18 protein-coding genes, 6 tRNA genes, 2 rRNA genes and 1 pseudogene are annotated in these 21,665 nt (G+C 42.3%); 3 read left to right on the top strand and 24 right to left on the bottom strand.

The genetic code is table 11. From position 1 onward, the window contains the following. Positions 1 to 53: 53 nt before the first annotated feature. From JOD03_RS08350 to JOD03_RS08330, 5 genes are all read right to left on the bottom strand, one after another. Entirely contained in the window at positions 54 to 704 is a 651-nt protein-coding gene (locus JOD03_RS08350; RefSeq protein WP_204590389.1) for a response regulator, read from the bottom strand. After that, entirely contained in the window at positions 701 to 2,527 is a 1,827-nt protein-coding gene (locus tag JOD03_RS08345; protein WP_204590388.1) for a GAF domain-containing sensor histidine kinase, read from the bottom strand. The genes JOD03_RS08350 and JOD03_RS08345 overlap by 4 nt, the downstream gene beginning before the upstream one ends. A gap of 97 nt (positions 2,528 to 2,624) precedes the next feature. Beyond that, positions 2,625 to 3,386, bottom strand: a complete 762-nt coding sequence (locus tag JOD03_RS08340) for a hypothetical protein (protein ID WP_204590387.1) — start codon at positions 3,384 to 3,386, stop codon at positions 2,625 to 2,627. Positions 3,387 to 3,972: 586 nt separating this feature from the next. Beyond that, positions 3,973 to 4,383 (bottom strand): DUF5412 family protein, encoded by a 411-nt coding sequence (locus JOD03_RS08335; protein ID WP_204590386.1) that lies wholly within the window; start codon positions 4,381 to 4,383, stop codon positions 3,973 to 3,975. A 92-nt stretch (positions 4,384 to 4,475) separates the two neighbouring features. Then, entirely contained in the window at positions 4,476 to 5,066 is a 591-nt protein-coding gene (locus JOD03_RS08330; RefSeq protein ID WP_204590385.1) for a hypothetical protein, read from the bottom strand. A gap of 218 nt (positions 5,067 to 5,284) precedes the next feature. On the opposite strand from JOD03_RS08330, the gene JOD03_RS08325 reads away from it, so the two are divergent. Together JOD03_RS08325 and JOD03_RS08320 are read left to right on the top strand one after the other, a co-directional pair. Continuing rightward, on the top strand, positions 5,285 to 6,337 hold the full coding sequence (locus JOD03_RS08325) for an LLM class flavin-dependent oxidoreductase (RefSeq protein WP_204590384.1): 1,053 nt from the start codon (positions 5,285 to 5,287) through the stop codon (positions 6,335 to 6,337). Positions 6,338 to 6,353: 16 nt separating this feature from the next. Continuing rightward, positions 6,354 to 7,304, top strand: coding sequence for an ATP-grasp domain-containing protein (locus tag JOD03_RS08320; RefSeq protein WP_204590383.1), 951 nt, complete (start codon positions 6,354 to 6,356; stop codon positions 7,302 to 7,304). Between the two features lie 137 nt (positions 7,305 to 7,441). On the opposite strand, the gene JOD03_RS08315 is transcribed toward JOD03_RS08320, so the two are convergent. The 15 genes and pseudogenes from JOD03_RS08315 to JOD03_RS08245 form a co-directional block, all read right to left on the bottom strand. Next, positions 7,442 to 8,350: an aminoglycoside phosphotransferase family protein gene (locus tag JOD03_RS08315; RefSeq protein ID WP_239584907.1), complete on the bottom strand. Its 909-nt coding sequence runs from the start codon at positions 8,348 to 8,350 to the stop codon at positions 7,442 to 7,444. A gap of 167 nt (positions 8,351 to 8,517) precedes the next feature. After that, positions 8,518 to 8,655 (bottom strand): annotated as a pseudogene (locus tag JOD03_RS08310) (Type 1 glutamine amidotransferase-like domain-containing protein); the annotation flags it as partial. Positions 8,656 to 9,113: 458 nt separating this feature from the next. Continuing rightward, complete coding sequence (gene glmS, locus JOD03_RS08305; RefSeq protein WP_204590381.1) at positions 9,114 to 10,916, bottom strand: glutamine--fructose-6-phosphate transaminase (isomerizing); 1,803 nt, start codon at positions 10,914 to 10,916, stop codon at positions 9,114 to 9,116. Positions 10,917 to 11,319: 403 nt separating this feature from the next. After that, entirely contained in the window at positions 11,320 to 11,835 is a 516-nt protein-coding gene (locus tag JOD03_RS08300) for a type 1 glutamine amidotransferase domain-containing protein (RefSeq protein WP_204590380.1), read from the bottom strand. 385 nt (positions 11,836 to 12,220) lie between these two features. Next, entirely contained in the window at positions 12,221 to 13,573 is a 1,353-nt protein-coding gene (gene glmM, locus JOD03_RS08295) for a phosphoglucosamine mutase (protein WP_204590379.1), read from the bottom strand. 29 nt (positions 13,574 to 13,602) lie between these two features. Then, the gene (locus JOD03_RS08290) at positions 13,603 to 14,904 is read right to left on the bottom strand and encodes a CdaR family protein (RefSeq protein WP_204590378.1); all 1,302 of its coding nucleotides are present in this window, start codon (positions 14,902 to 14,904) and stop codon (positions 13,603 to 13,605) included. Beyond that, a complete protein-coding gene (gene cdaA, locus JOD03_RS08285; RefSeq protein ID WP_204590377.1) occupies positions 14,897 to 15,733 on the bottom strand; it encodes a diadenylate cyclase CdaA in 837 nt (278 codons plus the stop codon). The genes JOD03_RS08290 and cdaA overlap by 8 nt, the downstream gene beginning before the upstream one ends. A gap of 100 nt (positions 15,734 to 15,833) precedes the next feature. Further along, complete coding sequence (locus JOD03_RS08280; protein WP_204590458.1) at positions 15,834 to 16,499, bottom strand: zf-HC2 domain-containing protein; 666 nt, start codon at positions 16,497 to 16,499, stop codon at positions 15,834 to 15,836. After that, positions 16,499 to 17,089: an RNA polymerase sigma factor SigW gene (gene sigW / locus JOD03_RS08275; RefSeq protein WP_204590376.1), complete on the bottom strand. Its 591-nt coding sequence runs from the start codon at positions 17,087 to 17,089 to the stop codon at positions 16,499 to 16,501. The genes JOD03_RS08280 and sigW overlap by 1 nt, the downstream gene beginning before the upstream one ends. Before the next feature lie 178 nt (positions 17,090 to 17,267). Then, a complete protein-coding gene (gene rocF / locus JOD03_RS08270) occupies positions 17,268 to 18,173 on the bottom strand; it encodes an arginase (RefSeq protein ID WP_204590375.1) in 906 nt (301 codons plus the stop codon). Positions 18,174 to 18,243: 70 nt separating this feature from the next. Then, a complete protein-coding gene (locus JOD03_RS08265) occupies positions 18,244 to 18,819 on the bottom strand; it encodes a GNAT family N-acetyltransferase (RefSeq protein ID WP_204590374.1) in 576 nt (191 codons plus the stop codon). A 68-nt stretch (positions 18,820 to 18,887) separates the two neighbouring features. Beyond that, positions 18,888 to 18,960, bottom strand: a tRNA-Ala gene (locus JOD03_RS08260). Positions 18,961 to 18,964: 4 nt separating this feature from the next. Further along, a tRNA-Gln gene (locus tag JOD03_RS08255) sits at positions 18,965 to 19,039 on the bottom strand. A gap of 18 nt (positions 19,040 to 19,057) precedes the next feature. Continuing rightward, positions 19,058 to 19,141 (bottom strand) — tRNA-Tyr (locus JOD03_RS08250). 11 nt (positions 19,142 to 19,152) lie between these two features. Further along, positions 19,153 to 19,228, bottom strand: a tRNA-Val gene (locus JOD03_RS08245). 190 nt (positions 19,229 to 19,418) lie between these two features. Here JOD03_RS08245 and JOD03_RS08240 point away from each other — a divergent pair. Next, positions 19,419 to 20,492: a type I restriction endonuclease gene (locus tag JOD03_RS08240; protein ID WP_204590373.1), complete on the top strand. Its 1,074-nt coding sequence runs from the start codon at positions 19,419 to 19,421 to the stop codon at positions 20,490 to 20,492. 43 nt (positions 20,493 to 20,535) lie between these two features. Here the strand turns inward: JOD03_RS08240 and JOD03_RS08235 are convergent. The 4 genes from JOD03_RS08235 to JOD03_RS08220 form a co-directional block, all read right to left on the bottom strand. Then, positions 20,536 to 20,608, bottom strand: a tRNA-Thr gene (locus tag JOD03_RS08235). Positions 20,609 to 20,613: 5 nt separating this feature from the next. Further along, positions 20,614 to 20,689: transfer RNA gene (locus JOD03_RS08230), tRNA-Asn, on the bottom strand. Between the two features lie 668 nt (positions 20,690 to 21,357). Then, positions 21,358 to 21,473 (bottom strand): 5S ribosomal RNA (gene rrf, locus JOD03_RS08225). Positions 21,474 to 21,520: 47 nt separating this feature from the next. Continuing rightward, a 23S ribosomal RNA gene (locus JOD03_RS08220) occupies positions 21,521 to 21,665 on the bottom strand; the annotation flags it as partial.

Genomic DNA, 21,665 nt, shown 5'->3' with positions numbered 1-21,665 from the left:
TCGTAGTAAATAAAAAAAATCTGCTATACGTTTACGTATAGCAGACAGGTGTGTCAACGTTGCTCTGGAAATGGAACGAGGCCATTTTGCATCGCGTAAATCACTACTTGGGAGCGACTTTTGACATTCAATTTTTTGAAAATATTGCTGACATGGATTTTTACTGTCTTTTCACTGACAAACAATCGTTCTCCAATTTCTTTGTTTGTCAATCCTTCAACCAAACAGATCAAAACGTCACGCTCACGCTCGGTCAACATGTTCTCTGTTTTTTCCTCTCTCAACTGTTGCTGATGATAGTTCATCAACTTTTTAGTTAGGGAAGGATGAATCACCGATTCACCCGCATGTACAGTTCGGATTGCCTCAATCACATGATCAGACGGGGCATCTTTCAATAAATAACCATCGGCCCCTTCTTTGATGGCAGCCATCAAATACTCTTGATGGCTGTGCATAGTAAGAATCAATACTTTGACATTAGAATCTATCTGCTTGATTGCTTTCGTCACTTCGATGCCGGTCATCCCGGGCATATTGATATCGGTGAGCACCACATCCGGTTTTAATGTGGCCACCAAATTCAGTGCCAGATTTCCTGACTCCGCCTCTCCTATCACTTGAATGTCTTGTTCAGATTCAAGTATGGTTTTTAATCCGTCGCGTAACACCGCATGGTCATCTACTATAATCAAACGTATCATCGATTATGGCCTCCCTCTGGAACATCTGAAACGGTAAGTGTTATATCTGTGCCTACTCCCGGTTCACTGTTGACATGAAGCGTGGCACCTATTTTTTCTGCAGACTGGTGTAATTGAAGTATCCCGAAATGGGACAGCTTTCGCTTCTCGACCAAAGCTTCATATAAAGAGAACCCTTTTCCGTCGTCTGTAATCCGCATGATGACTTGTTGATCTTGATAATCAAGGGATACATTAAGTGTTTTGGCTTGGGCATGCTTTTTCACATTTTGCAGACTTTCATGAAAAATGGCGTACATCTCTTTTTCCAATTCTGCCGGTAACTCTCTTTCATGACCTTTAACTTCAAATGTCAGATTAAACGGCTCTTCTGAACGAATGGCCTCCAGTTTGGCAGCGATAGCACCCGTGAGTCCCACTCGCTCCGTAGGATCAGGGCGGAGGGCATAGATGGATTCACGGACGTTTTTTAGCCCTTGCCGTAGCTGGATGATACTCGTATCAATCAAGGACAATGCAATTTCAGGCTGTGTGTGCATTCGGCGCTCTGCCGTCTCCAGCTTCATCACGACACCAGCCAGCGTTTGAGCAATCCCGTCATGAATATCACGTGCAATCCTATTACGCTCTTCCAGTAATACTCGTTTTTCTTTTTCTTTGACGAGCTGACTTGATTTTAACGCAATAGCCAATTGATTAGTCAACGTGGCAATGGATTGAACATCTTCATCTGTAAAGCTGTTGGACCGATTACGCCCGGCCATCAGTAGACCCAATAACTCACCTTCTACACATAGTGGAAAATAGGCATGGTTCCGCAAGTCTGAGGGAAGCAAGTTTGTTTTGGCATCATTTGCCGTTCTCGTATTTCGAATGATGAGATGTTCTTTTTTAGATACCATGGCGTTTACAGCCGGGTCCCTGTCGATTGTGTCTGGCTCATCAACAGCATGAGAAAGCTGGACTTTCCAGTGGTTGCCTGCTTTGATCAGTAATATAAAACTATCTGCATGAATAAAATCTTGAAATGATTTTTTCAATTCCGTTAATTGAAATTTGCCCGGAACCAGTTGATTCAGTTGAGAAGTGATATGAAACAACGCCTTCATTCTTCTTTTTTCGGCACCGAGACGTACGATGACCGAGCTTAGCAGCGAGAATCCAACCAAAGGCGAGAAGAAGAAAAAGTATGTAATAACATCCACGTTACCTCTGTTCTGGCTCCCTAAAACATATAACATTCCTCCATAGATGAGGGAGATGGAGACGGCACTCAACTCCGTTAATGTTTTGGTCATCCAGGCCTTTACTGTGTAGCGTTGTGGGCGAAGTATTAAGACAATATCGACGATTAGGTTATTGATTACAAAAAAGACTAGTTGCATTAAGGTGAATTGTACAATGCCCAACCATGCATCCGACAGGGAAAGCGATTGGACCCAGCCATCTAGCCATATGATACATTGCATCGACACAAACAAACAGATGGTCAATTGAGCCGGGTTGAACAATATAATTCGTAGAGGCCTGTGTTTCACTACATTCACGAAAAACACGGCAATTGCATAAATGACGGCCGTAACTGTAAAATCGAATATCAAAAAACTGACATATAGGATTGGGAAGGAAATGGCAGTAAATCCTCTCCAAACCGGCATTGGATAGTACTCGCTCACAACGAGCAGTGCAAATAGAAGTAGGAGAATCCACAGATTAGTAATGGGTTCTAACTGCAAGATAGACCAAATAAGAATAGACCCACCTAACAATGTGATGCTCGACATATAATAAGTTGCCCATTTCTCACGTTGCTCTGTGGCCATTTCAACCTCCACTCCTCGCCCCTCGTTGGTATGGGTCCTATTGTAACGCAATTTATCATTTGGCGAACATTATACTATTTCACTATTTTAACAATTTTCAGATAGTATTGTGTAAATTTATTCGCGGATTAAGCAATAAATACATCGTAAAGGAGAGTGCTTTTCCTGTTTGATGCCACTCGTTATACCACTTAAAAACTGTGTGAACATCTCCCTTAGCAGGCCCCTCGACGAGTTGTTTGACGCGCAAATAGCTTCTCCAGTAGTCATACATAATGCTCGTCAAGCTGCCCTCGTAAGCGCTACTACCGAACTCCTCAAGATCATGTTGACCATGCTTGCTTTCAAATTCTTGGACAAGTCGTTCTTCGACTTCTGTAATAGTAGTAAATTCTGTCTCTGTCAGAAGTAGTTTGCGTGGCAGGTAAAAACACATTCCTTCTTCAAACCAGATGCTGTCTCCGTATTCTTCAAACTCGTCTGGGAACAAGTCGATGTGGTGTGTCAATTCATGAGCTAAAATCACTAAAATGTGGTTTTCTGAAAGATTTTCGTAAAAGAACTGAACCTCAGGTAAGTTTTTTTCTTCAAGTTGCATTTTAAATAACCGTTTCCACTCTTCCATGTCTGGAGACATAATTATCATGTTCCGCGAAGTAAAGGCGGGAATTGGAATTTCAGAAAATGTGCTAGTTGCAAGGTCGGCAGTTGTCCAAATTACCGCTGAAGGAACTTCAATCAATTCAAATTCTTTATGTAGTTTATCTTTATACGTGATTAACTGTTGAAACAAGCGATTGCCTGTACTTTGTAAACTGGGAAGTCGTTCGTTTGTTTCGATTGCAAAAAGTTGTTTCACTGAATAAACCTCTTTTCTTCTATAGTACTTTCTTTAAACTTCTGGAATTCGCTTCTAAATACTTCCGACTCCTCTAAGAACGGATAGTGGTTACTATTTTTCATTCGGACGAACTTCGAATATGGGATGTTTTTATGCATTTCAAGTGAATATGCAATCGGGCACTGCAATCGTGCTCTCCACAGATGATAAGTGTCGGACATGTAATTAACTTTAATTTTTTTGTAACATCAAATACTTGAACTTCCCGATTGAAAAATTCGAGTCTCTTTGCTGACAGTTGCTTAGTGATATCTCTCGAAAAATAGTTGTCATGATTTGTTGGTTTATGTAAAGATAATTTTGTTCTCTCAACCTTCAATAATTCTTTATCTTTCTTAGAGATTTCTGGAGACATTAAGTGCTCCAACAGAAACTGCATCTTGTCATAATGTGGGTGTTCAGAATGGTAGATGCACTCTTTAGAGAAAGTAAAATAATCACGAGCTGCCGCCCCTACAATCACATCGACTAAAAGTGAATCAGAATACTATATACCGTATATGGAACAGTGCCACCTCGCTATACATTATTACTAATGAATTTCCTACTCATCATTTCGAAAATCATATGTTTCACTTGTCACATCGAGGGTTCGGGAATCTAAAAGAACCAGCTCACCCAACTCGTCTTGCTGCAAATCGATTTGAATAGTATCTTCATCTATCCAGTGAACAACTGCGTCACTGCCTTCTGCCCAGTAAATCGTCTTAAGTTCATCTTCATGTAGCACTGTACCAGCTAACTTACCATTAGTCGTTGCAGATCCAGCATTTCTGAAAAATTGAACCGTGTATTCTTCAGTTGGCGAAACACTCTCTAATACAAGCTCGCCTTTTGGAACACGATCCAAATCAAAAAATAAATAATATACCAGATAACTTACGATTCCTGTGACTAGTAAAATCACACTCACCATACTTGCTATGACTATTCTTCTTTTGAAAGCTCCAAGCATCCCTGCACCCCTCAACATTTCCAGTTATTCATTCCTAGCTTTGACGAGAATCTACAGTTAAAGTTTCCCATTAAAATTAGAGATTGAAGAAATTAATCCTCCCAATAAAAAATAGCATCTGCCACAGTATAATCCCGTGATTCGCGATAGAGCGTTGGGATCTTTGTTTTAAAAGGTAAAAGCTGATTCATCTCTTCAGGTTCTAACACTTCATAATCAAATTCCTCTAAAGCTCGTTTCAACTGCTCGCCAAGTGATTGGAGTCTCTCACTCACGCCGATTAGCTTTGGGCCTCCGAGTAAAGAGCCATAGCCTCCACCGATGTCTTCATTTGTTTCGATACGAATGGTTTTATACCGCTCATCATCTCCCATGATGGCCACAGGTGCTAAACGACTAATGTCTACTATGAGGCCATTCATTTTGATTTCTCGATGACCATTTTTCTCCTCAAGCACTACCAAATCTTCTTTTTGATAACAAAAGAATTCCACAAACGAGGCATATCCACTACCAAAGTGATCCCATTCAGCCTCACACACTATATTCGGAATACGGTTCATCCGATGAAACAAACGCCGAAGATGCGCTTCAATCTCTCGCTCATCGTTTGTATCATAAGGAAACTTCTCCCCCATAATCTTCCCATCAATCATTGCTTGTAACTGTTTATTGGAAAACATGGCATCATCACCTCTTTTTTTATATTGTTTCTGTAAATACCTAACATCTCCTAGTCTACTTTTCGAGTTGTCTTGTTGGCTCACCTAAGCTTACTATACAGATTATTGAATGAATATTAAAATATTGACTTATAACCTAGTTAACCAATATGATTAATAATATTCTAGGGATAGAATTTTCATTAAATTACAATAATTTTTAAAGGGGTTGAATAACGATGCGGTATGGGTTTTGGCTTCCTATATTTGGAGGATGGCTTCGCAATGTCGAAGATGAGAATATGCCTCCCACTTTTGACTATGCAAAACAAGTAATTCAAGCAGGAGAAAGACTTGGCTTTGACACCACACTCATCGCCGAACTTTACCTGAATGACATTAAAGGGCCCGAATCCGACTCCTTGGAAGCATGGTCCACAGCAGCTGCGCTTGCTGCCGTTACAGATAAAATTGAAATTATGGCGGCTGTCCGGCCTGGCTTCCACAACCCGGCAGTAACAGCAAAAATGGCTGCAAACATTGATCAAATCAGCAACGGACGTTTCACTCTGAATGTCGTTTCAGCGTGGTGGCAAGAAGAAGCCAATCAGTACGGAGGAATCTTCACGGAACACGACGAGCGATACGACCGTACAGAAGAATTCCTGGAAGTCATAAAAGGACTTTGGACGAAAGAAGTCTTCTCTTTTAAGGGTAAATTCTACACTATTGAAAATGCACACTTGCATCCAAAACCGGTCCAAAGACCGAACCCCATTCTGTATGCAGGTGGTGAAAGTCCTCGAGGAAAAGAGACCATCGTTGCAGGATGCGATGCTTACGTCATGCATGGTGGAACGGTCGAGGAAATCAAAACCAAAGTTGACGGCATGAAATCTCTTCGCCACCTGGCTGGGAAAGAACCATTCAAATCTTTCGGTATGGCAGCCTATGTCATCTGCCGCGATACGGAAGAAGAGGCTCTAGCCGAGCTTGAACGCATCACAGATGTGAAGGAAAACAGTGGATATGCCGGTTATAATGACTTTACGAGTAAATCACAACTTGAACAGCAAGTGAAACTCTACGACTACTCGGTTTCCAACCGTGGGCTGAGACCGAACTTAATTGGCACTCCTGAACAAATTGCCAATCAAATAATTGCATATGAAGAATCCGGGCTTGATCTATTACTACTTCAATTCTCTCCGCAACTCGAGGAGATGGAACGCTTTGCAGAAAAAGTCATGCCGCTCGTTGAAAGCAAAAGAGCCCAACGTATAACTAGTTAAAAGGAGGACCTTAAACATGAGCAAAGTATACATTATCCATGAAAATAGCGAATGGACTACCCATTTAACCAGTAGACTTGAAGAGCTTCAGGTACCCTATGAAGAATGGCATCTTGACCAAGGTTTGGTCGACCTCACGGAAGCACCGCCTGAAGGTATTTTTTACAACCGTATGAGTGCTTCTTCGCATACACGCGGCCATCGTTACGCACCGGAACTTACTTCCTCGGTACTTGCATGGCTTGAGCACCATGGTCGTACCATCTTCAATGGTAGCAATGCCCTTAGACTTGAACTCAGCAAAGTGCTTCAATATACGGCATTGAACGCTGCGGGCATTCAAACACCGGATACTATCGCAGCGGTAGGTAAGGAACAGATTATCAAAGCAGCTGAAAAACTTGGTGAAAGCTCTTTTATCACCAAGCATAATCGTGCAGGGAAAGGCCTTGGGGTCCAGCTATTCAATTCTATCGATGGACTACGAAGTTACGTCGATGGACCAACATTTGACGAACCGGTAGATGGCGTCACGCTGATTCAGAAATATATCAAAGCACCTGAACCTTTCATCACTCGGTGCGAATTCATCAACGGTGATTTTCAGTATGCAGTGAAGGTCGACACTACCGAAGGCTTCGAACTATGCCCAGCAGACGCTTGTCAAATTGACGACTTGTTCTGCCCTGTCGGCGAACAACCGACATCTTCACCAAAGTTCCAGATTATCCAAGGCTTCAAAGAGCCCATTATTGAAAAATACGAAGCCTTCCTAAAACAAAACCAAATCAAAGTAGCAGGAATCGAATTCATCTACAGCGAAGAAGGTGAAATCTATACGTACGACGTCAACACGAACACCAACTACAATGCAGACGCCGAGAAAGCTGCAGGCCACTACAACATGTTAACTCTTGCAAAAGTTCTTAAAGAAGAACTCAATAAACAATATGCTGGAATAAGATAGAGTTTTTACTCCGACATCCCCAACGGATCCAAAATAGTGAAAATCCTGTTCGCTGCTCAGTTCACCACTGTTCTATAAGAAAAAGGCTAAGAGAAATGTGCCTCTAAGCCTTTTTTTGCATCCTTTTCAATTGATTACTAGTAGTCATACCACTTCGGTTTTATCCGAGTAAAATAATCATGATCTTCAATTACTCTGTCAATTTTAGCTAACATTTCATCCATGCTGTCTGGAATAGTCTTTAAAGTCCAAACTACACTAGAGAAAACGCTCATTGCTAAGTAAAGAGAATACAACCTCCAAAACTCGTCATCTGGTTCTTCGTTAGAAAAATAGCCTTTAATTTGTCCTACTGAAAAAGGAATACTCACTTCACTACTAAAGATTCCAACTTTAAGGAATTCATGAATAGGGTCTCCCCAATCATGTCGGTTGAAGTCTATGACTCCTGCAAACTTTGAATCCTTTATAATGATGTTGCCAAGATGAAAATCATCATGTTGGAATACATTTGGCCTTGAATCCATAAGATGACTATTTTCATCAATAAAATTCATTAGTTGATGGTCATTTTTTATCTTTGTTCCACACGATAAGTAAGTATTGATATATTTAGTGTGTTTTTCAAGTTTTCTCGATTTCCAAGAAAGCATATGAACGGGAGCAGATAATTGATGCATTTTCTTCAATTCCTGTCCTGCCTCGTATCCAATCGTGTATTGTACTTGGTTGGAGTATTTCGAAATTTCATCCTCTGCATCCGCACCTTCAAGATAGGAAGTAATCATGTATCCTCGATTCTCCACCTTTCCAATTTCAATTGGGCGCGAGCACGTTACATGGAATTTTTGCATCTTTCCTAGAAGAGAAAATTCTTCTTCCTTGGACTCCCACTCTTCTAAATTAAAAACTTTGAGTAAAAACTTTCTGTTATCGCCTGGCATATGTATTAGGTACTTTTCATCTGTTGAAAACCCTTTTTGAATTTCAACTACTTCTCTACAAGCACTTACCAGAGGAATCTGTCGAATAAATGCTTCAATCAACTCGTCACTCCCTATCGAGTATTCTTTAATGGAATGAGCCCTTAATTTTCTCACCCAAGAAATCTGGTTGTATTTCTTCTTCACTAACAGAATTTCCTTTAAATACTTTGTATGCTTTTGCATTTTTTCTTGAACTTACTACACGAAAGATTCTTTGATTTTTGTAGTGAATCGTCACTCGCCGTCGGAATGAAGCAAATTTTAGGGTTCGGCTTTCCTGCTTGCTTTACTAGGTATGTATCTAGCAGAGGGTTCTCAGGTTCCATCGAGAAACCGCCTCCTCCAAGTGCAATGATTTGTTTCACTGTGTCACCCCCTTATAAAAACCTTACTTTTTATACTTCTACGATTCCAAAACTTCGTATGATTATTTCATAACTTCATCTAGTACTTTTTAGTAGCCGGATTAGGAGCTTTGTAGCGAAATAACACAGCGGAATTCCTAAAAGCAACACAAGCAAACTCATAGAATAACTATTGAAAAAGAACTTATCCGATACATAGGCTGCAAACTTAAAATATTGAGTATATAAAAGAAAAACAATCAGCCCAAATCCAGCTTGTCGCAGCATTAATTTGTTTTCATTGAATGGTTTCTCTCTTCTCCAATTTTCCTCCATCACTCAAACCCCTCTCCTATTCTCTTAACATAAATTGTAAACTATTAGGAAGAATAGTAAAGAAATCTCGAAAATAATTAAATTGCACATAGTTGTTACCACAAAAAAACCCCTCTTGGACGAATCCAAAAGGGGGATAGTTTCTATTCTACTGTTACAGATTTCGCCAAGTTTCGCGGCTTATCCACATCACAGTCGCGGTGAAGCGCTGCGTAGTAGCTGATCAATTGAAGTGGAATAACAGATACTAAAGGTGTTAGTAAGCTGTGAACGTTTGGAATAACAAGTGTATCCCCGTCTTCTTCCATACCTTCCATTGAAATGATACATGGTTTCGCACCACGTGCTACAACCTCTTTCACGTTTCCGCGAATGTTTAGTGCCACTGGTTTTTGTGTGACTAGAGCGAACACTGGTGTACCGTCTTCGATAAGAGCGATAGTTCCGTGTTTCAACTCACCACCCGCAAAACCTTCTGCTTGGATATACGAAATCTCTTTTAGTTTCAATGCGCCTTCAAGACTTACGAAGAAGTCGACGTTACGTCCGATGAAGAATGCATTGCGCGTTGTTGCTAAGAAATCTTTTGCAATTGCTTCGATTGCTTCTTTCGAGTCAACCATTGCTTGTACTGCGTTCGCTACGATCCCAAGCTCTTTGATCAAGTCAAATTCAACATCATGACCTGCGTGCTTAGCAGCCACAGTTGCAGCCACAGCTAGAACAGCGATTTGTGCAACGTATGCTTTTGTTGAAGCTACTGCGATTTCTGGACCTGCATGTAAAAGCAATGTGAAGTCTGCTTCACGAGAAAGTGTTGATCCTTGAACGTTTGTTACGGTAAGTGCTTTGTGGCCCATTTCCTTGATTTTCACAAGAACTTGGCGCGAGTCAGCTGTTTCACCTGATTGAGAGATGAAGACGAATAGTGGCTTCTCAGAAAGGATTGGCATGTTGTAGCCAAACTCACTTGAGATATGCACTTCTACTGGCTTCTTCGTAATTTTCTCGAAGTACTCTTTACCAACAAGACCTGCGTGGTAGCTTGTACCTGCAGCAATGATGTAAAGACGGTCTGAAGCATTGATAGCTTCTAAAATATCTGCATCGATTGAAAGCTCGCCTGCTTCGTTTTGGTACGCTTGGATGATTTTACGCATTACAGCTGGCTGCTCGTCAATTTCTTTTAACATGTAGTGTGGATATGTTCCCTTTTCGATGTCACTCATATCAAGCTCTGCTTTATACGAATCACGCGCAACAACAGTACCGTCTAACTTTTGGATTTCAACTGAATCCTTTTTCACAATCACCATTTCTTGGTCGTGAAGCTCTACGTACGTGTCTGTTACTTGAAGCATCGCCATTGCGTCAGAAGCGACTACATTGAATTCGTCTCCAAGACCAACTAGAAGTGGGCTCTTGTTTTTTGCAACGTAGATTGTTTGTGCTTCTTCCGCATCTAAAAGTGCGATTGCATATGAACCGTGAAGAAGTTCAAGCGTTTTGCTGAATGCTTCTGCAGTCGTCATGCCATCGTTTACAAATTTCTCGATCAATTGAACGATAACTTCTGTATCTGTATCAGACTTCATTTCAACGCCTGGAAGATATTCTTTTTGTAGTAAGTGATAGTTCTCGATAACCCCATTGTGTACTAGCGTATAACGCTCTGTTGTACTTTGGTGAGGGTGAGCATTTACTTGGTTTGGAACACCGTGAGTTGCCCAACGTGTGTGTCCGATACCTGTTTTGCCCATTACGTCTTCAATAACTGCTCCGCGAAGATCTGCGATGCGGCCTTTTTCTTTGAATACTGTGATGCCTTCTTCGTTACGAACTGCAATACCCGCTGAGTCATAGCCGCGGTATTCTAATTTTTCTAAGCCTTTTAACAAAATTTCTTTGGCGTCACGTTCGCCGATATATCCAACAATTCCACACATAATAAAAATCCTCCGATTGATTGAAGCATGCAAAAAGAAGCGTCGCTTTGGGCGCTTTTTTTCATACTTATTTAGTATCGCCTTCTATCCGGTCTGTCTACCAATCGCTTGGCAGGTTTACAGATAGAGTAACAACCGGGCGTAGTGCGGTCGGGAGGCATCCGCCGAATCCTCGATAAACCTCCACCTCGTCTGCTAAGGACTGTTTCCGTCCGAGTTCCTTAGCTCTGGCGCTTCAACTTGTTTCCGATTTCTTTGCGCGCACAGCTTTCCTCCTTTAGCGCGTGTTCCTATGCTTCTCAGCATAACCTCCATATCATACAAAATTTAGTGGGTCTCGTCAATTGTAATCTATGTAAGAAAAGACCCTTTGGTGCTTAGGCACCAAAAGGTCTTGGGGGTCCTAGTTCTCTAAAAGCTTGAGCATTTCGCGATTGAATGCCGGAATGTCGTCTGGTTGACGGCTAGTCACCAGTTGATTCTGACAAACGACTACTTCCGTATCTTGCACTCTCGCTCCTGCATATTCCATATCAACTTGAATGGATTTAAAGCCTGTTGCATCGCGACCCTCTAGAGTCTTTGCTGTAATTAGCAGCTGCGGCCCGTGGCAAATCGCGAATACAGGTTTTTTCGCATCCATGAATTCTTTTGTAAAGTGGACGAAACGATCGTCGGCACGTAGTTGGTCAGGTGAGAATCCGCCTGGCAGTAAAAGTGCGTCAAAATCACTTGCGTTCACATCATCAATTGATTTATCAATTGTGACTTCTGTATTGTCTTTTTTCCCAGTAACCGTCTTGCCTGCTTCTTTTTCAATTGTGACCACTTCATGGCCCGCATCTTTCAAAGCTTTTGCTGGTTCTGTCCATTCGACGTCTTCAAACATGTTGGTGATTAACGTTGCTACTTTTGCCATTGTATCTCCTCCTAAATGTTTGTACGTACTATGTATTCCACTCTGAGAAAGAATTAAACATTCGGATTGCGAAGGTTTTTCTAGAAAGGGGTTTGGGATAATAGGGGTTTGTGCCCTAGGTGACTGGTTTTGTGACCTGGTAGACATGTTTTGTGACTTGAGCGAGCGTTATTGTGCCCTCAAAACTACCGTTTGTGCCCTGAGTCGTATTATGGAAACTAATTACTCAAAACCTTTTCTAGAAAACCTTGAATTACTTAAAACCTTTCTAGAAAACCTTGAATTACTTAAAACCTTTCTAGAAAACCTTGAATTACTTAAAACCTTACTAATTAGACCTTTCTGAACAAAAAAACGCCCCCTGGAAGGGAGGCGTTTGACTGGATTATTGATCTAAGCCCATTTCAGCACGCACGACGTCGGCAATACGGTTGACGTAGCTTTCGCACTTTTCTTGTGACTCCGCTTCAACCATGACACGAACAAGTGGCTCTGTTCCAGAAGGACGCACGAGGACGCGGCCATTGCCGTTCATTTCGCTTTCGACCTCTGAAATGATAGCTGCCACTTTTTCATTGTCTGTCACAGCATGCTTATCCGTTACACGGATGTTGACAAGCTTTTGTGGGAAGATTTTCATCTCACCCGCTAGATCTGATAACTTCTTACCTGTTGCTTTCATAATGTTCACGAGTTGTAGACCTGTTAGGAGGCCATCACCCGTAGTATTGTAATCTAAGAAAATGATGTGGCCCGATTGCTCGCCACCCAAATTGTATCCACCATTACGCATCTCTTCGACCACGTAGCGGTCTCCTACAGCCGTTTGGACAGATTGTAGGCCGTGATGCTCAAGTGCCTTGTAGAAGCCCATGTTGCTCATTACAGTAGAAACAACAGTCTCTTTGTGCAAACGGCCTTCTTTGACAAGATAACGCGCTAAAATATACATGATTTGGTCGCCATCGACGACATTTCCTTTTTCATCAATTGCAATGACGCGGTCGCCATCACCATCAAATGCAAGACCGATGTCTGCGCCTTTTTCTTTCACAAAAGCTGAAAGAGCTTCTGGGTGTGTCGATCCAACCCCATCATTGATGTTAAGACCGTTTGGCGATGAACCCATTGTTGAAATGTCTGCATCTAGGTCAGCAAAAATATGTGTGGCGTGAGAAGACGTAGCACCGTGTGCACAGTCTAGTGCAACATGGATGCCTACAAAGTTCTCAGTCACCGACTGCTTCAAGAATTGAAGGTACTTTTGACCACCTTCGAAATAATCCGATACAGCTCCAACATTTCCGCCTGTTGGACGTGGAAGTGTATCTTCCTCTTGATCAAGAATCGCCTCGATTTCATTTTCTTGCTCATCTGTTAGCTTGAAACCATCTGAACCGAAGAACTTGATTCCATTGTCTTCAACTGGATTGTGCGATGCCGAGATCATGACTCCCGCATCCGCGCTCATAACACGCGTCAAATAAGCCACACCAGGTGTGCTCAATACGCCGAGCGTCATGACTTCAACACCAACTGATAATAGACCTGCTACTAGTGCAGACTCTAGCATGTGACCTGAGATACGTGTATCACGGCCCACTAATACTTTTGCTCTGCCCTCAGCATTCTGAGTTAATACATAGCCGCCCACGCGACCTAAACGAAATGCGAATTCTGGTGTTAAGCCCTCATTTGCGACTCCACGAACACCATCTGTACCAAAATATTTTCCCATTAGAAATTCTCTCCTTAATTCATGGCAACTCAAGTTCTTGCAACAGTAATCGTTGCTTGAGATAACTCAGCCACCCATGTTGCCACATCAGATCCTTCGACTTCGATCGGCAAAGTAAATTCGCCTTCTTCATCGACTGTGCTTGCATCAATACGCACTTGCACATCTTCTGCGGTTAATTCATTGATCTGTGATTCCGAGCCGGTCGCTGTTACATTCACGACCCCATCACTGGGGATGGCAAAAGTGGAACTCCATTCTTCTGCCAATCCCGCAATCACAATCGGTACATTTTGAAATGTACGGGATGTGACCCCATCTTCCGTGTCTTCAGGTGGTGTATTTACAGAGGTATCATCCTCTGGAACTTGTTCTGCTTCATTTTCCGGTGTTGCTACTGTGGCATTGATTATGACTGGGACTGTATCTCTTCCCACTCGATCGATTCCTTCAGGTGCTTCTACTTCTACGTCTACAGTGCCCGATTCCTCGATTTGTGAAACATTCACACGCACTGGAATTTCTTCAAGTGCATCAACCACGGAACGAGGCCCAAAGACTCGCATTGTAGAAACCGTAGAGGTAATCGAATTAATCGTAACTCCGTCTTGAGGAGAACCTGTTTGCTCCAGTACGATTGGCACCTCTTTGCTGTATTGCTCAATCTCAACCGAAACATTCACTACTTCCGGCTTAATCACGACATCTAGCTTGTTCAAGTCCCTGTCTAAAACGCGAACACGGGCTTCCTGTGTAAAGGATTCATTGAGCCCTTGTTCCCCACTAACAGTCGCTTTCACGAAACTGATCGCTTCAACAATACTGCGTGCTCCTGTTACCGTTACACGGTTCGGCTCAACATTAGTTGATTTTACCACATAATTGTCAGCAAGCAATCGCTCATTCATATCTGGTTCGACTGCAAACTCTTCCGTGATGAGTTCTTCAATCGTAACTGTCACAGTCCGTGGATCCGTTCGCACTTTTAAACGTTCCGGAAGATTTTCATATTGGACTTCAACTTCATGCTGGCCAAGTGGCAATTCCCGCAAATCGAGAAACACAGTGTAATCCTGCATAGTCTGAGCCGAAAGCACAAGATTGCTTGGCCCTTCGATATTCAATGTGACAGTATCAGGCGCACCCGTCACCACAAGATTGTCATCATCGTAATAGACCTGAACGGGTACATCTTGAATACTTTCTACGCTAGTGCCTACTGTATTCATTTGATTGCCCTCTAACTCATTTTGAACTGTAATAAATAGAAGGACGGCAAATAAAAGGGAGACAATACGTAAAAACCACGGATTATCCATCATTTTATCCATTTTTCGGCCCCTTCCATAACCATTTTGACGTGGTCACTTGCTGCTCCGTTTCACCAAACCACAAACGTTTTAAATGTTGTTCAAATTCGTCCATCGTCAAGTTCCGGTGTAGGTCGCCATTGGCTGTAATGCTGACCGCTCCCGTCTCTTCTGAAACTACAATCGTCACAGCATCCGTCACTTCACTCAGTCCGATTGCTGCGCGGTGGCGCGTCCCTAAATCTTTTGAGATGAACGGACTTTCAGACAGTGGTAAATAGCAAGCAGCAGAAGCTATTTTATTGCGCTGAACAATCACTGCTCCATCATGTAGAGGCGTGTTTGGAATGAAGAGATTGATTAAGAGTTCCGAAGAAATCGTAGCATTCATCGGAATACCTGTTTCTATATACTCCGATAACCCAGTCTCTCGTTCAATCGAAATCAAAGCACCGATACGGCGTTTGGCCATATAACTGACCGACTTCGACATCGCACCAAGGAGTCGATTTTGTTCCTCTTGCTCTTGCAACGAACTGCGGGCAAAAATCTTCCCGCGTCCCAGTTGTTCCAAAGCACGGCGGATCTCAGGCTGAAAAATAATAATGATGGCAAGAAAACCAAATCGAATGACTTGATCGAGCATCCAACCGAGCGTTTCCATTCCGAGGGCATCGGTAATAACACGCGCCACGATAATAACAAAAATACCTTTTAACAATTGAACCGCTTTTGTGCCGCGGATCAACGTGATGAGTTTATAAATGACAAACCACACGAACAGGACGTCTAGAATCGTAATAAGCAATTCAATGGGTTCACTGTTTTGTAGTTGCATCAAAAAGTCCATGTGGCCACCCCACTTTCACTGTATGCATATGGCACTAGTATACCATAGATGCGTATAGAAAAAACTCCCGTACCTCATAGGAGATGCGGGAGTTCTTCATTTAATTACTAGAATCGTCACTACCTGTGATCCAGTTTTCGACACCTTGATAGCCAGACTTCATTTTGAACCACAACCATTCAAAGACACGGTCGATTTCTTCAATTTCTCCTGTGACCACCGCTGTGGATGCCATTAAGGAAGATGTCTCAATCTCATCTTCATTGATGATGCGACCGTTGATGACCGTCAAATTCCCTTCAATGGTTCCTTCCACACGAATATCACCATTTCGGACGACAAAATCGCCTTCTACAACTTCTCCCTCTGGAATGATCACAGTGTCGCCTTCTACTAGAATATTATCGGCTTTCGTAAATGCGAACTGTTGGTCATTCGAGAAGTTGCCAAAGAACATGGCACTCATAAAGACTAAAAATACTGCGGCTGCTGATACTATTGGATAACGTCTAAACCAGTTTTGTGTACCGGCTGAAACGTTGCGTTTTGGTAGTGTGGCCATGATGTTTGACGTCAAATCTGGTGGTGGTGTGACCGGCTGAGCACTCTTCATAAACGCAACAACGTCACTAAGTTCGTGCATATGCGCTTGACATGCCTCACAGCTCTTCAAGTGGGCTTTCAGCTCTTTTTCTTCATCAGGCTGAATATCCCCATCTAGATAGGCATGCATTAGTTCAATGTATTTCTCGTGGCATGCACCCATCATCGTTTCCCTCCTACCTCCGTCATCGGGAGCTGACTCATTTGTTTGCGGAGTGCTTCCCGCCCTCGGTGAATTCGTGTTTTCACTGTACCGAGAGGGAGATCTAAAATTTCACTGATTTCTTGTAGCGGTAATTCTTCCATGTACTTCAAAACGATCACCGAACGATACTTATCTGGTAAGCGGCTGATTTCATACTGGACACGCTCTTGCATCTCCATTTTCTCCAACTGCTCTACAGGAAGTGCTCCGCTCGCTGCGACTTGTGAGTACATGTCGAGACCATCTGTTCCCGGAACTTGGGCATCTAAATGATAGTCTGGTTTCTTTTTACGGATTCGGTCGATACAAAGATTCGTTGCGATGCGAAAAATCCATGTAGAAAATTTTCGCTTCTGATCGAATGAATGTAAATTAATGAAAGCCCGTAAAAAAGCTTCTTGGGTAATATCTTCGGCTTCGTGTTTGTTGCCAAGCATACGATAGCACACTTGATAAAGGCGTGCTTGGTACAAATCCACGATTTCTGTATAGGCATCTTGATTCCCGTTTAACACTTGTTTGATTCTCTTGTTGACGATAGCATCCATGCTCTACTTTCCCCTCCGCCTCTGCGGTTCTATAATCTATACGGTCCATGGTATCAATAGGTTTCACTTTTTCTTTATTATTTTATTGTAACAAATTTTGACAGACCTTAGGGGACGAATTATTCATATAGTGCATGAAAAAAGTCCCCTTCTTTTAAGAAGAGGACGAATGACTTTTTTATACAAGGCTTTCTCCGAAAAGTGAGCCCATTAATGCAACCGCAACATCCGCAGTCTTGTTTTTCTCATCAAGAATCGGGTTCACTTCCACAAACTCCGCTGATGTAATCAAGTTTGAAGATGCTAACATTTCCATCGCTAGGTGACTTTCACGATAGCTGATTCCACCTGGTACAGGCGTCCCAACTCCCGGGGTATAGAGTGGGTCAAGTCCGTCTAAATCTAGAGACAAGTGGACGCCATCCACTTCACGGTCACGTAGGTACCACATCGCTTGGTTCATCACTTCTGTCATCCCTAATTTATCGATTTCGTGCATCGTAAATACTTTCATACCTTTTTCTTTGATCAAATCACGCTCACCTGGGTCAACTGAACGTGCACCGATGATGACGATGTTTTCTGGTTTCACTTTTGGCACGTATCCATGAATGTTGACAAGTTTGTCATGACCAAGGCCCATACTTACAGCAAGTGGCATCCCGTGAATGTTCCCTGACGGCGAAGTCTCTTCTGTATTCATGTCGGCGTGCGCATCGTACCAGATCACACCTAGGTTCTCGTAGTTCTTTGCAAGACCTGCAAGCGTCCCAATGGCAATACTGTGGTCGCCACCAAGAACTAATGGGAATCGGTTGTTGCTTAGAACTTCACTCACTTTGTCAGCAAGCTTTGTGCTTGTTTCAATGACTTCTGGTAAGTTGCGAAGCTTTGTATTTGTATCATGGCCAGCGTTTGTCTGATCAATCGAAATATCGCCTTCATCTCGTACGTCATGCCCAAGAGCTTCTAGACGTTGAATCGCTCCAGCATATCGCATTGCGCTTGGTCCCATGTCGACACCGCGACGATTTTGACCAAAATCCATAGGTACTCCAATTACGGACATCTCTAATTTATTCATGATTTTATGCCTCCTCAATTCGTTATGTCTATTGTAACTGCTTACATAACGATGGCTCAACCGCGCAAAATCACGTATATTTATTCATCTTCTCAAGTAATCTCTTCTTTGCTTCCGGCCACTCAGAATCAATCATGGAATACAAATAAGTGTCCCGAGGTTTTCCGGTACTCCGTATCTTTTCATTGCGAAGAAAACCCTCTTTTACGAATCCAATTCGTTCAATTGCTCTTTGGGACGCTTCGTTTTCAGCATCCGTTCGAATTTGTACGCGAATGAGTCCGAGCTCCTCGAATGCGTGCTGCAGGAGCAGGAACTTGCATGTCGTATTGACGTGCGTGCGTTGATAAGGCTTTGCGTAAATCGTCGCCCCTATCTCTGCTGCTTTATGTTTGAGGTCTATATCATACAGACGTGTAGTACCAATCACCTTTTTTGCCCTTTCATCTATCACTGCAAACACCAAGACATCCTTCTCAGTTTCCATACGATCAATCGCATAGTTAAGCCAACCCTGTAATTGCTCTTTACGCTCCACTTTGGTGAGCATGTGTGCATACACTTCCGGCTCGAATGTCTCCCATAAGGCGTCGCCATCTGTTGGAGTTAAAGGACGAAGAGTTACCTCATTTACTGTTTGTCGCATTTCGAATCCCCCTTTGTATATATAGAAAAAAACACCCACTTCTTTAAAAAAGAAATGAGTGCTTGTTATGGAGCCTAGCGGGATCGAACCGCTGACCTCCTGCGTGCAAGGCAGGCGCTCTCCCAGCTGAGCTAAGGCCCCAAAATGGCTGGGGTACTAGGATTCGAACCTAGGCATGACGGAATCAAAATCCGTTGCCTTACCGCTTGGCTATACCCCAATACGTTGTATAAATAAATGGTGGAGGGGGACGGATTCGAACCGCCGAACCCGAAGGAGCGGATTTACAGTCCGCCGCGTTTAGCCACTTCGCTACCCCTCCAGAGGTCTATATGGTGGAGGATGACGGGATCGAACCGCCGACCCCCTGCTTGTAAGGCAGGTGCTCTCCCAGCTGAGCTAATCCTCCAGTATGTCGCTGTTTCACAGGACAAGAGTTATTGTAGCATGTTGAAAAAGGTCGTGCAAGGGTTTTAAGAAATAGTTTTCTACATTTTAAACTGTTTTATTCATTATTGAATTTCCTAGTACACATTTCCTAATATTTCCGTTAAACTATAATTAACAGAATTTTAAATATATTTTAATAGGAGGAATTTATGGAGAAGTTTCACGAACAACTTCATGGTCTAGGGAAAAGGATTGAACAACTTAAAGATTCTATTTCTACTGAGGAAGCGACTAAGACTGCAATAATAATGCCTTTTTTTCAAATGCTTGGGTATGATGTATTTAATCCTTTAGAGTTTAGCCCCGAATTTATTGCTGATGTAGGAATTAAAAAAGGAGAAAAAGTTGATTACGCGATTCTTAATGAAGGCAAACCAGTAATTTTAATTGAATGCAAAAGTATAAATGCACCCCTTACAAAACACGATTCGCAACTATTCCGTTATTTTGGAACCACTACTGCTAAGTTTTCTATTTTAACTAACGGGATTGAATATAAGTTTTTCACAGACTTAGTTGAACCAAATAAAATGGACACTTCTCCTTTTTTCACCTTTAACATTCTTGATTTGAAAGAACCCCATCTTCAGGAGATTGCAAAATTCCGCAAAGAAGCATTTGATGTAGATAATATCACTAGTACTGCCTCTGAATTGAAATATTTAAATGCATTAAAGGTATATTTAAACGCACAATTTAACTTGCCTTCTGACCCTTTCGTGAAGTTCTTAGTAAATGAAATATATGATGGCGTTAAAACTAAGAGTACTTTAGAAAAATTCACACCTATTATTCAAAAAGGATTAAAACAAATCATTAATGAGATGGTGAATCAAAAGCTTAATGCTGCATTAAAGTCTACTGGAGATAAAATCGAAGAGCAGGTTGTTACAGAAGTTGCTATTACTACTACCGAAGACAAAGAGACAATAGTGACAACTAATGAAGAGCTTGAAGCCTATTCAGTAGTTAGAGTGGCGCTTAAAGAATTTGTTGATCCTGAGAGAGTTTACTATAGGGATAATAAATCATATTTTAATATTTTGTTAGACGATAATATTAGAAAATGGTTAATAAGGATTTATTTCGAGAAAAGTAAAAACTACATTGTATTAAACGATGGTACTAGCGATGCGGCTAAAACTGTTATAGAATTTAATAGACCTATTGATTTATTTGATCACAAAGAAAGCTTTAGAAAAGTTCTTGATACTTTTCTATAAATAAAAACGACTATCCATAATCAAACTGGATAGTCGTTTTTTAAGCTTCCAGCCGGGATCGAACCGACGACCTCATCCTTACCATGGATGCGCTCTACCTACTGAGCTATGGAAGCAAAAATGGCTCCGAAGGCAGGACTCGAACCTGCGACCTGCCGGTTAACAGCCGGATGCTCTACCAACTGAGCTACTTCGGAACAGTACTTTTCTATTATATCAATTAGGTGGGGCAGGTCAACGGAAAGTTCATGAAAAAAGTCAGATCCACCTTACGATGCTTGTTCTAAAGATCAAAGTAAGAACGAAGAGGATAGGTGGAGGTGTTTCTTAGCTGTCAATCCCTCCATCCAGGCCGCCATTTCCTGGGTGAGTTTCCCCGAGCCTCCCCACGTAAGCTGAAAGAAGAGCACTTTCATCTTCGTTGCCGGGTCTCGGGAAAACTCAGATGGCCCGGGAAATGACGACCTGGACTCCGGGATTGATTGCCACTGAGAAGTTATCCCTCTTAATTTCTTATTTAAACTTTGTAGACTGGCGTTCGACCACTGACAGATCACTACTTACTAGAAATACACTTGGAGATCTAACGTCTTCCTAGAAACGCATTCTGTAATCAGGCTCTTACCAGAAAGTGCTCTTTGACATTTCAGGTCTTCCTAGTAAGGGTTTTGTGACTTCAGTTCTTACAAGAAAGTGAAGTTTGATTTCACTTGCTGTCCTCTTCGTTCGTGGACTGGCTCTTCAGACGAACATCGCAAGGAAGATGCAACCATCTGCGAGAAGACAAACAGCTCTGAAAAAGATTATGTCTACTTTTTCGCATACAAAAAAGGCCACCCCTGACGGGATGACCTTCTTCTCTGTTGCCCAGCGACGTCCTACTCTCACAGGGGGAGACCCCCAACTACCATCGGCGCTGAAGAGCTTAACTTCCGTGTTCGGTATGGGAACGGGTGTGACCTCTTCGCCATCATCACTAGACCTTGAGCCTGTTCGCTCAAAACTGGATAGAACTTCATTGATTTTTTTTGGTTAAGTCCTCGATCGATTAGTATTCGTCAGCTCCACACGTCGCCGTGCTTCCACCCCGAACCTATCTACCTCATCGTCTTTGAGGGATCTTACTTACTTGCGTAATGGGAAATCTCATCTTGAGGGGGGCTTCATGCTTAG

Origin of the sequence: Chryseomicrobium aureum (genome assembly GCF_016909155.1) — a bacterium.
In the GTDB taxonomy this organism is placed as follows: Bacteria; Bacillota; Bacilli; order Bacillales_A; family Planococcaceae; genus Chryseomicrobium; species Chryseomicrobium aureum.
The sequence above is the reverse complement of the archived record's forward strand: the minus strand, read 5'-3'. Positions and strand labels throughout refer to the sequence as shown.

Bases quoted from the DNA above. Each gene is read 5' to 3' on its own strand.
- JOD03_RS08350 (WP_204590389.1), bottom strand. From the start codon at position 704: ATGATACGTTTGATTATAGTAGATGACCATGCGGTGTTACGCGACGGA.
- JOD03_RS08345 (WP_204590388.1), bottom strand. From the start codon at position 2,527: ATGGCCACAGAGCAACGTGAGAAATGGGCAACTTATTATATGTCGAGC.
- JOD03_RS08335 (WP_204590386.1), bottom strand. From the start codon at position 4,383: ATGCTTGGAGCTTTCAAAAGAAGAATAGTCATAGCAAGTATGGTGAGT.
- JOD03_RS08330 (WP_204590385.1), bottom strand. From the start codon at position 5,066: ATGTTTTCCAATAAACAGTTACAAGCAATGATTGATGGGAAGATTATG.
- JOD03_RS08325 (WP_204590384.1), top strand. From the start codon at position 5,285: ATGCGGTATGGGTTTTGGCTTCCTATATTTGGAGGATGGCTTCGCAAT.
- JOD03_RS08320 (WP_204590383.1), top strand. From the start codon at position 6,354: ATGAGCAAAGTATACATTATCCATGAAAATAGCGAATGGACTACCCAT.
- glmS (WP_204590381.1), bottom strand. From the start codon at position 10,916: ATGTGTGGAATTGTTGGATATATCGGCGAACGTGACGCCAAAGAAATT.
- JOD03_RS08300 (WP_204590380.1), bottom strand. From the start codon at position 11,835: ATGGCAAAAGTAGCAACGTTAATCACCAACATGTTTGAAGACGTCGAA.
- glmM (WP_204590379.1), bottom strand. From the start codon at position 13,573: ATGGGAAAATATTTTGGTACAGATGGTGTTCGTGGAGTCGCAAATGAG.
- JOD03_RS08290 (WP_204590378.1), bottom strand. From the start codon at position 14,904: ATGGATAAAATGATGGATAATCCGTGGTTTTTACGTATTGTCTCCCTT.
- cdaA (WP_204590377.1), bottom strand. From the start codon at position 15,733: ATGGACTTTTTGATGCAACTACAAAACAGTGAACCCATTGAATTGCTT.
- JOD03_RS08280 (WP_204590458.1), bottom strand. From the start codon at position 16,499: ATGGGTGCATGCCACGAGAAATACATTGAACTAATGCATGCCTATCTA.
- sigW (WP_204590376.1), bottom strand. From the start codon at position 17,089: ATGGATGCTATCGTCAACAAGAGAATCAAACAAGTGTTAAACGGGAAT.
- rocF (WP_204590375.1), bottom strand. From the start codon at position 18,173: ATGAATAAATTAGAGATGTCCGTAATTGGAGTACCTATGGATTTTGGT.
- JOD03_RS08265 (WP_204590374.1), bottom strand. From the start codon at position 18,819: ATGCGACAAACAGTAAATGAGGTAACTCTTCGTCCTTTAACTCCAACA.
- JOD03_RS08240 (WP_204590373.1), top strand. From the start codon at position 19,419: ATGGAGAAGTTTCACGAACAACTTCATGGTCTAGGGAAAAGGATTGAA.